The organism is Humidesulfovibrio sp. (assembly GCF_035560995.1).
In the GTDB taxonomy this organism is placed as follows: domain Bacteria; phylum Desulfobacterota; class Desulfovibrionia; order Desulfovibrionales; family Desulfovibrionaceae; genus Humidesulfovibrio.
In genome coordinates, this window is sequence record NZ_DATMYK010000338.1 from 1 (window position 1) to 7,701 (window position 7,701).

7 protein-coding genes are annotated in these 7,701 nt (G+C 70.2%); 6 read left to right on the forward strand and 1 reads right to left on the reverse strand.

What is annotated here, in order from left to right:
* Nucleotides 1-32: 32 nt before the first annotated feature.
* Nucleotides 33-851, reverse strand: a complete 819-nt coding sequence (locus tag VN419_RS13545; RefSeq protein WP_325647747.1) for a sulfite exporter TauE/SafE family protein — start codon at nt 849-851, stop codon at nt 33-35.
* A gap of 197 nt (nt 852-1,048) precedes the next feature.
* On the opposite strand from VN419_RS13545, the gene asnB reads away from it, so the two are divergent.
* The 6 genes from asnB to VN419_RS13575 form a co-directional block, all read left to right on the forward strand.
* Nucleotides 1,049-3,088, forward strand: a complete 2,040-nt coding sequence (gene asnB, locus VN419_RS13550) for an asparagine synthase (glutamine-hydrolyzing) (protein ID WP_325647748.1) — start codon at nt 1,049-1,051, stop codon at nt 3,086-3,088.
* Between the two features lie 9 nt (nt 3,089-3,097).
* Entirely contained in the window at nt 3,098-4,315 is a 1,218-nt protein-coding gene (locus tag VN419_RS13555) for a glycosyltransferase family 4 protein (RefSeq protein ID WP_325647749.1), read from the forward strand.
* The gene (locus tag VN419_RS13560; protein WP_325647750.1) at nt 4,312-4,932 is read left to right on the forward strand and encodes a sugar transferase; all 621 of its coding nucleotides are present in this window, start codon (nt 4,312-4,314) and stop codon (nt 4,930-4,932) included. The genes VN419_RS13555 and VN419_RS13560 overlap by 4 nt, the downstream gene beginning before the upstream one ends.
* Nucleotides 4,933-5,022: 90 nt before the next feature.
* Nucleotides 5,023-6,213, forward strand: a complete 1,191-nt coding sequence (locus tag VN419_RS13565; protein ID WP_325647751.1) for a DegT/DnrJ/EryC1/StrS family aminotransferase — start codon at nt 5,023-5,025, stop codon at nt 6,211-6,213.
* Nucleotides 6,214-6,418: 205 nt separating this feature from the next.
* Nucleotides 6,419-7,045 carry an acetyltransferase gene (locus tag VN419_RS13570; protein ID WP_325647752.1) on the forward strand — a complete coding sequence of 209 codons (627 nt, stop codon included), beginning with the start codon at nt 6,419-6,421 and terminating at the stop codon, nt 7,043-7,045.
* Between the two features lie 2 nt (nt 7,046-7,047).
* Nucleotides 7,048-7,701: DegT/DnrJ/EryC1/StrS family aminotransferase (locus tag VN419_RS13575; RefSeq protein WP_325647753.1), on the forward strand; the 654-nt coding region annotated here is incomplete at its 3' end.

Below are 7,701 nucleotides of genomic sequence, written 5' to 3' on the forward strand. Positions count from 1 at the left end.
GGTGCAGGGGGCAGCGCCCCCTGCGCTCTACTCTACCCGAAATACGGCGCGATGAGCGGCCAGAGCATCTTGGTGCCCATGATGACAAGCAGGCAGGCGAAGATCTTCTTCAGCTTGCCCACGGGCAGGCTGTGGGCGAGCTTGGCCCCAAGGGGCGCAGTGAGGATGCTGGCTGCGGCCACGCCCACCAGGGCGGGCAGATAGATGAAGCCCAGGTACCCGGCGTCGAGCCCGGGCAGGGGCGCGGAAAGGCCGTTGACGATGTACCCGGCGGTTCCGGCCACGGCGATGGGGAAGCCTATGGCCGCGCTGGTGCCGATGCAGGTATGCAGAGCCACGTTGCACCAGGTCATGAAGGGCACGGAAAGGGTGCCGCCGCCGATGCCCACGAGGCTCGACACGCCGCCGATGACGCTGCCCGCGGCGAACATGCCCGCGGTGCCGGGCACCTGGCGCGTGGCCTTGGGCTTGATGTTCAGGAGCATCTGCGCGGCCACGTAGTAGAGGAAGACCACGAAGAAGGCGGACAGGAACTGCGAGGACAGGTGCGCGGCGACCTTGGAGCCCAGGAAGGTGCCGATCAAGATGCCCGGGGTGATGGCCTTGACGATTGCCCAGACCACGGCCCCGCGCTGGTGGTGCGCGCGCAGGGAGGACACGCTGGTGAACATGATGCTGGCCAGCGAGGTGCCGAGCGCCAGGTGCTGGATGTAATCTCCGGGCAGCTCGATGATGTGGAACACGAAGTTGAGCATGGGCACGATGACGAGCCCGCCGCCCACGCCGAGCAGTCCGGCCAGGACTCCGGCGAAGGCTCCGGTGGCGATGTAGAGAAGCCAGGCAGTGATCATTTGGCGTGGACCTCCGGGGTATTGGGCCGCATGCCCCAAGGCGCGCTTCAAGGGCGGCGCCGGGAAACGCGGGCTAAAATCAGGCGAACCACCTCTCTACGTGCGGGGCAAAGGCTTGTAAAGACGCTCCTCTTTCCTGCCGCTCTCCGCCGCCCGCAGCATTGCCACCGTGCGCGCTCCCTGTTAGAAAGCGCAACATGTGCGGCATAGCGGGAATTCTCGATTTCACCGGGGCAAAGACCCCGCAGGAACTGGCGGAGATCGCCGGGCGCATGGCCGACGCCCAGGCCCATCGCGGCCCTGACGGGCGCGGCGCGTGGGCCGACCCCGACGGCGGCGCGGCGCTGGGGCACCGGCGCCTGGCGGTGCTGGACCTGAGCGACGCCGGGGCCCAGCCCATGCTGAGCCACTGCGGCCGCTTCGCCCTGTGCCTGAACGGCGAGATATACAACCACGCGGACCTGCGCCAACAGGTGGACGCGGCGCGCGCCTATTCCGGCCGCCCGGCCCTTGCCTGGCGCGGCCACAGCGACACGGAGATATTCCTTGAGGCTCTGGCCCTATGGGGACCCCAGGAGGCGCTCAAACGGGCGACGGGCATGTTCGCCCTGGCCCTGTGGGACCGCCGCGACAAGACCCTGACCCTGGGGCGCGACCGCCTGGGCGAGAAGCCGCTGACCTATGCGCGTTCGCGCGGGCGGCTGTTGTTCGCCTCGGAACTGCCGGGCCTCACCGCCGCGCCGGACTTCTGCCCCGGCGTGGACAAGAGCGCGCTGGCTCTTTTCCTGCGCCTGTCCTGCGTGCCCGCGCCGCATTCCATCCTTTCCGGCGTGCGCAAGCTGCCCGCCGGGCACCTGCTGACCCTCGGCGCGGCAGACCTGACCGCAGGCGATCCGGCGTCCGCCGCTCTGCCAGCCTCCAAGCCGTACTGGTCCCTCAAGGCCGTGGCCGAAACCGGCCTGGCCCTGCCCTTCGCGGGCACGGACGAAGAGGCCCTGGAGCGCCTGCTCTCCCTGCTGCGGCAAAGCGTGCGCGGCCAGATGCTGGCCGACGTGCCCGTGGGCGCGCTATTGTCCGGCGGCATCGACTCCTCGCTCATCACGGCGCTGATGGCCGAAGCCGCCGCCAGCCTGGGCGGCGAGGCCGTGCGCACCTTCACCATCGGCTATGCCGACGGCGACGGCACGGGCTACGACGAGTCGCGCCAGGCAGAGGCCGTGGCCCACCACCTGGGCACACGGCACACCACCCTGGTCTTCAAGCCCGAGGACGCCCTGGCCCAGGCCACGCGCCTGTCCAAGGTGGCGGGCGAACCCTTTGCCGACGCCTCGCTTCTGCCCGCGCGGCTGGTGGCGGGGCTGACGAAGGAGCATGTCACCGTGTGCCTGACGGGCGACGGCGGCGATGAACTTTTCGCGGGCTACAACCGCCATGTGCAGGGCGCGGCCCTGTGGACGCAGCTGTCCGGCGTTTCGCCGGGGCTGCGCGGGGCGGCCGCGGGACTGATGCAGAGCCTTTCACCCCGCGCCTGGGACCGCGTGTTCAACCTGCTGAACCCGCTCCTGCCTTCCGGCGCGCGCCAGCGCCTGCCGGGCGAGAAGCTGCACAAGCTGGCCCAGGCCCTGCCCGTGCGCGTGGCCCCGGCCTTCTATTCGGCCCTTGTCTCCGCCTGGGCCGACCCCGGCCTGGTGGTGCCCGGCGCGGCCGAAGCCTCCTGGATTCTGCGCCACCCCGGCGGCTGGCCCGCGCCCGCCCTGTGCCCGGAGGGCGGCACGGCCTGGATGCAGTTCCTGGACAGCCTGTGGTACCTGCCGGAGGACATCCTGACCAAGGTGGACCGCGCCTGCATGAGCGTAGGCCTGGAGCCGCGCGCGCCCTACCTGGACCACCGCGTGGCCGAGTTCGCCTGGAGCCTGCCGCCGCAGATGCGCGTGCGCGACGGCCGGGGCAAATGGGCCCTGCGCGGGCTCTTGTCCCGCTATGTTCCAAACGCCCTGTGGGAACGGCCCAAGATGGGCTTCGGCGTGCCCATCGACGCCTGGCTGCGCGGCCCCCTGAAAGGCTGGGCCGAGGCCCTGCTGGACCCGGAGCGTCTGGCCTGCGAGGGCTACTTCGAGCCCGCGCCCGTGGCGCAGGCCTGGGCCGAGCACCAGTCCGGCCGCTTCAACCGCCAGTACCGCCTGTGGCCCGTGCTCATGTTCCAATCCTGGCTGGAAAGCGCGGGAATTTCCGGGTAGAAGGTACGCATGCGCATCGTCGTCGTCGCCGGTCACGCCCCGTCCCTGGTGAATTTCCGGGGGCCGCTCCTTTCCGCCCTGCTGGAGCGCGGGCACGCGGTCATCGCCCTGGCCCCGCCGGAGCCAGGCGGCGGCATGGACACCCAGGCCTCCTTGAGCCGCCTGGGCGTGCAGCTCCTGCGCTATCCCCTGGACCGCGGCGGCATGAACCCCGTGCGCGACCTGCGCACCGTGCAGGCCCTGCGCAACCATCTCCTGGCTCTCAAGCCCGACCTTGTGCTGCCCTACACCATCAAGCCCGTGATCTACGGCTCCCTGGCGGCGCGCTGGGCCAAAACGCCCCGCGTGGCCTCCCTCGTCACCGGCCTGGGCTATGGCTTCGGCGGCCTGGCCGACGCCTTTCCCGGCCAGCCGCAGACCATCTCGCGCCGCTGCCTGACTGAACTGGTGACGCGCATGTACACCAAGGCGCTTGAAAACAACCGCGCCGTCATCTTCCAGAACCCGGACGACCGCGACCTGTTCCAGCGCCTGGGCATCCTTTCGCCCGGCACGCGCACGGCCGTGGTGGGCGGCAGCGGCGTGGACCTGGAGCATTTTTCGCCCGCGCCCCCGGTTGTCGCGCACCCTGAAACCGGCGCGCCGGTGTTCACCTGCGTGGCCCGGCTGCTGTGGGCCAAGGGCGTGGGGGTCTTTGTGGAGGCCTGCCGCATGCTCAAGCGCAGGCACCCGCAGGTGGTGTGCCGGCTCATCGGCCCGGCCGACACCGTGCCCGACGCCGTTGACCCGGACATGCTGCGCCGTTGGCGCGAGGACCGCGTGGTGGAGCTGCTGGAGCCCGTGGACGACATCCGCCCGGTGCTGGCCCAGACCAGCGTCTTCGTGCTGCCGAGCTATCGGGAAGGCACGCCGCGCTCATCGCTTGAGGCCATGGCCATGGCCCGGGCCGTCATCACCACCGACGTGCCCGGCTGCCGCCAGACGGTGGAGGACGGAGTCACCGGCTTCCTGGCGCCGCCGTTCGAGCCCGGCGAACTCATGCGCGCCATGGAGCGCTACGTGCTGGCCCCGGAGCTCATCGCCCAGCAGGGCGCGGCCGCGCGCAAGCTGGCCGAGGAACGCTTCGACGTGCGCCGCGTGACCGCGGACATGCTGGCCGCCCTGCCCCTGCCGGAAAATTCCGCCCACGCCACTCAGGCACCCGCCACGCAGGCCCACGCAAAATGACCGCCAAGCGGCTCCTCGACCTGGCCCTTGTGCTGCCGGGCCTGCTGCTCCTTGCTCCCGTCATGCTCGCCACCGCGCTCCTCGTGCGGGTGAACCTGGGGCCGGGCGTGCTGTTCCGGCAGCTGCGCCCCGGTCTGCACGGCAAGCCCTTCGCCATCCTGAAGTTCCGCACCATGCGGGACGGCACGGGCACGGACGCCGAACGCCTGACGCCCTTTGGCCGCTTCCTGCGTTCCACGTCCCTCGACGAGCTGCCGGAGCTTCTGAACGTCCTTGCGGGCCACATGAGCCTGGTGGGCCCGCGTCCGCTGCTCATGCAGTACCTGCCGCGCTACAGCCCGGAACAGTCCCGCAGGCACGAGGCACTGCCGGGCATCACCGGCTGGGCCCAGGTGAACGGCCGCAACGCCCTTTCCTGGGAGGAGCGCTTCGCTCTCGACGTCTGGTACGTGGACAACCGCAGCCTGTGGCTCGACCTGCGCATTCTGGGCCGCACGGTCTGGGCGGTGCTGTCCCGCCGGGGCGTCAGCGCGCCGGGGCAGGCCACCATGGACGAGTTCAGGGGCAGCGGCCCAGGCCAGAGCCCCCCCGGTCAGGCAGAGCCTCCGCGCGATTGAACATCAGCGCCGCATCTGCTAGGTTTCAAGCACACGCGGCGCGGGTGGAGAACCCCCTCGCGCGGCCCACGACACCAACAAGGAAGCACGATGTCCGAGCGTCCCCCTGTCCGCAGCAAAGAAAATTTCCTCGTCTTCGGCTCCCCCGCGCTGGAGCAGGCTGAAATAGACGAAGTGGTGGCCTGCCTGAAGAGCCGCTGGATCGGCACCGGGCCGCGCACCGCGCAGTTCGAGCGCGACTTCGCCGCTTACAAGGGCGTGCCCTCCGCCGTGGCCCTGCACTCCTGCACAGCCGCCCTGCACCTGGCCATGGTGGCCCTGAACCTGGGGCCCGGCGACGAGGTCATCACCACGCCCCTGACCTTCTGCGCCACGGTAAACGCCATCCTGCACGCGGGCGGCACCCCGGTTCTGGCCGACATCAACCCGACCACCCTGAACATCGACCCCGAAAAGGTGCGCGAGAAGATCACGCCGCGCACCCGCGCCATCCTGCCCGTGCACTTCGCCGGCCGCCCCTGCGACATGGACGCGCTCCTGGCCATCGCCGAAGAGCACGGCCTCGCGGTCATCGAGGACTGCGCCCACGCCATCGAGACCCTGTACAAGGGCCGCCACGCGGGCACCATGGGCCACTTCGGCTGCTTCAGCTTCTACGTCACCAAGAACATCATCACCGGCGAGGGCGGCATGGTCATCGCCCAAAAGCCGGAGGACCTGGCGCGCATCAAGGTGCTGGGCCTGCACGGCATGAGCGCCGACGCCTGGAACCGCTTCGGTGACGAGGGCTACAAACATTACGCGGTGGTCGAGGCCGGGTTCAAGTACAACATGATGGACCTGCAAGCCGCGCTGGGCCTGCACCAGCTGCCGCGGGTGGACACCTACCACGCCCGGCGCGAGGCCGTGTGGACCCGCTACATGGAGACCTTCTCCGCCCTGCCGGAAGGCAAGCGCCTGGGCCTGCCCGCGCCCCAGGAGCCGAACACCCTGCACGCCCGGCACCTGTTCACCGTGCTGGTGGACAAGGAAACGAGCGGCATTGAACGCGACGACTTCCTCATGGCCATGACGAAGCAGGGCATTGGCGTGGGCGTGCACTACCTTTCGCTGCCGGAGCATCCCTACTACCAGCAGCGCCTGGGCTGGAAGCCGGAACAGTTCCCCGAAGCCGCGCGCATCGGCCGGCAAATCGTCAGCCTGCCCATTTCCGCCCGGCTGGAGGACCAGGACGTGGCCGACGTCATCACCGCCGTGCACCGCGTGCTGGGCGCGGAGTAGAAGAAAACCGCCCCCCCCTCGCGCCGCCGGACTTTTCCCGGCGGAAACGGCAAGGGGGCAGATGGCGGCGCATCGGACTGCCCCACCCGCCGGGTCCAGGGGCAACGCCCCTGAGCATGGCAGCAGGACCCGGCATTGACGCGAGAATCTGCAAAGCGGTAGCAACACGCAAAAACAGCACGGCGGCGCACCGCCGGAGGCAACGATGAAGATAGTTGTGCTGGGAGCCAACGGACACGGCCAAGTGGTGGCGGACATCCTGTTCCAGATGTGGACCAAGGGCCGCGAAATGGAGCTTGTGGGCTTCCTCGACGACGATCCCAAGCTCACGGGCACGCGCATCCTGGGCCTGCCGGTGCTGGGCAGGCTTTCTGATCTCGCCTCCACCCCGCACGATTGCGTGATCCTGGGCATCGGCGACAACGCCGCCCGCGCCCGCGTCTACGCGGAGCTGGTGCAGGCCCGCAAGCGCTTCGCCACGGCCATCCACCCCTCGGCCATCCTGGCCCCGGACGTGATCGTCGGTCCGGGCGCGGCCCTGGCCGCGGGTTCCATTGCCAACCCCGGCGCGCGCATCGGCGAGAACTCCATCCTGAACACCGGAGCCAGCATCGACCACCACTGCGTGCTGGGCGCGCACAGCCACGTGGCGCCGGGCGTGCATCTGGCGGGCCGCGTGAACGTGGGCGAGGGCGCCTTCGTGGGCATCGGGGCCTGCGCGGTGCAGTGCGTCTCCATCGGCGCGTGGAGCACCGTGGGGGCCGGGGCCGCAGTGACCCAGGACGTGCCGGAACGCGCCACAGTGGGCGGCGTGCCCGCAAAGCCGCTCTAGCCATGCAGCCCGCCGTCCGGCCACGCCTCTTCCTTTCGCCGCCGCACATGGGCGGCAGCGAGCAGGCGCGCCTGGCCGAGGCCTTTGCCAGCAACTACATCGCGCCCCTGGGGCCGCAGGTGGACGCCTTCGAGGCGGCCTTCGCCGAGTACACGGGCCTGCCGCACTGCCTGGCGGTTTCCAGCGGCACGGCGGCCATGCATCTGGCCTTGCACTGCCTGGGGGTGAAGCCGGGCGACGTGGTGCTGGCCGCAAGCCTCACCTTCATCGGCTCCGTAAGCCCGGCGCGCTTTCTGGGGGCCGAGCTGGCCTTTGTGGACAGCGAGCCCGGCAGCTGGAACATGGACCCAGCGCTCCTGCGCGAGGCGCTGGAGCATTACGCCACACAGGGCCGCCGCGTGGCGGCGGTGATTCCCACGGACATCTACGGCCAGTGCGCGGACTACGCCCGCCTGCTGGAGGTGTGCGCGCCCTTCGGCGTGCCCGTGGTGGCCGACAGCGCGGAGAGCATGGGCGCGCGCTACGGCCAGGACGAAGGCTCCCGCCACGCCGGGGCTTGGCCGGGGCTGGCCGCCAGCATCTTTTCCTTCAACGGCAACAAGATCCTCACCACCTCCGGCGGGGGCATGCTGGCCTCGCGCGACGCCGCACTCATC

Bases quoted from the DNA above. Each gene is read 5' to 3' on its own strand.
- VN419_RS13545 (WP_325647747.1), bottom strand. From the start codon at position 851: ATGATCACTGCCTGGCTTCTCTACATCGCCACCGGAGCCTTCGCCGGA.
- VN419_RS13560 (WP_325647750.1), top strand. From the start codon at position 4,312: ATGACCGCCAAGCGGCTCCTCGACCTGGCCCTTGTGCTGCCGGGCCTG.
- VN419_RS13570 (WP_325647752.1), top strand. From the start codon at position 6,419: ATGAAGATAGTTGTGCTGGGAGCCAACGGACACGGCCAAGTGGTGGCG.
- asnB (WP_325647748.1), top strand. From the start codon at position 1,049: ATGTGCGGCATAGCGGGAATTCTCGATTTCACCGGGGCAAAGACCCCG.
- VN419_RS13555 (WP_325647749.1), top strand. From the start codon at position 3,098: ATGCGCATCGTCGTCGTCGCCGGTCACGCCCCGTCCCTGGTGAATTTC.
- VN419_RS13565 (WP_325647751.1), top strand. From the start codon at position 5,023: ATGTCCGAGCGTCCCCCTGTCCGCAGCAAAGAAAATTTCCTCGTCTTC.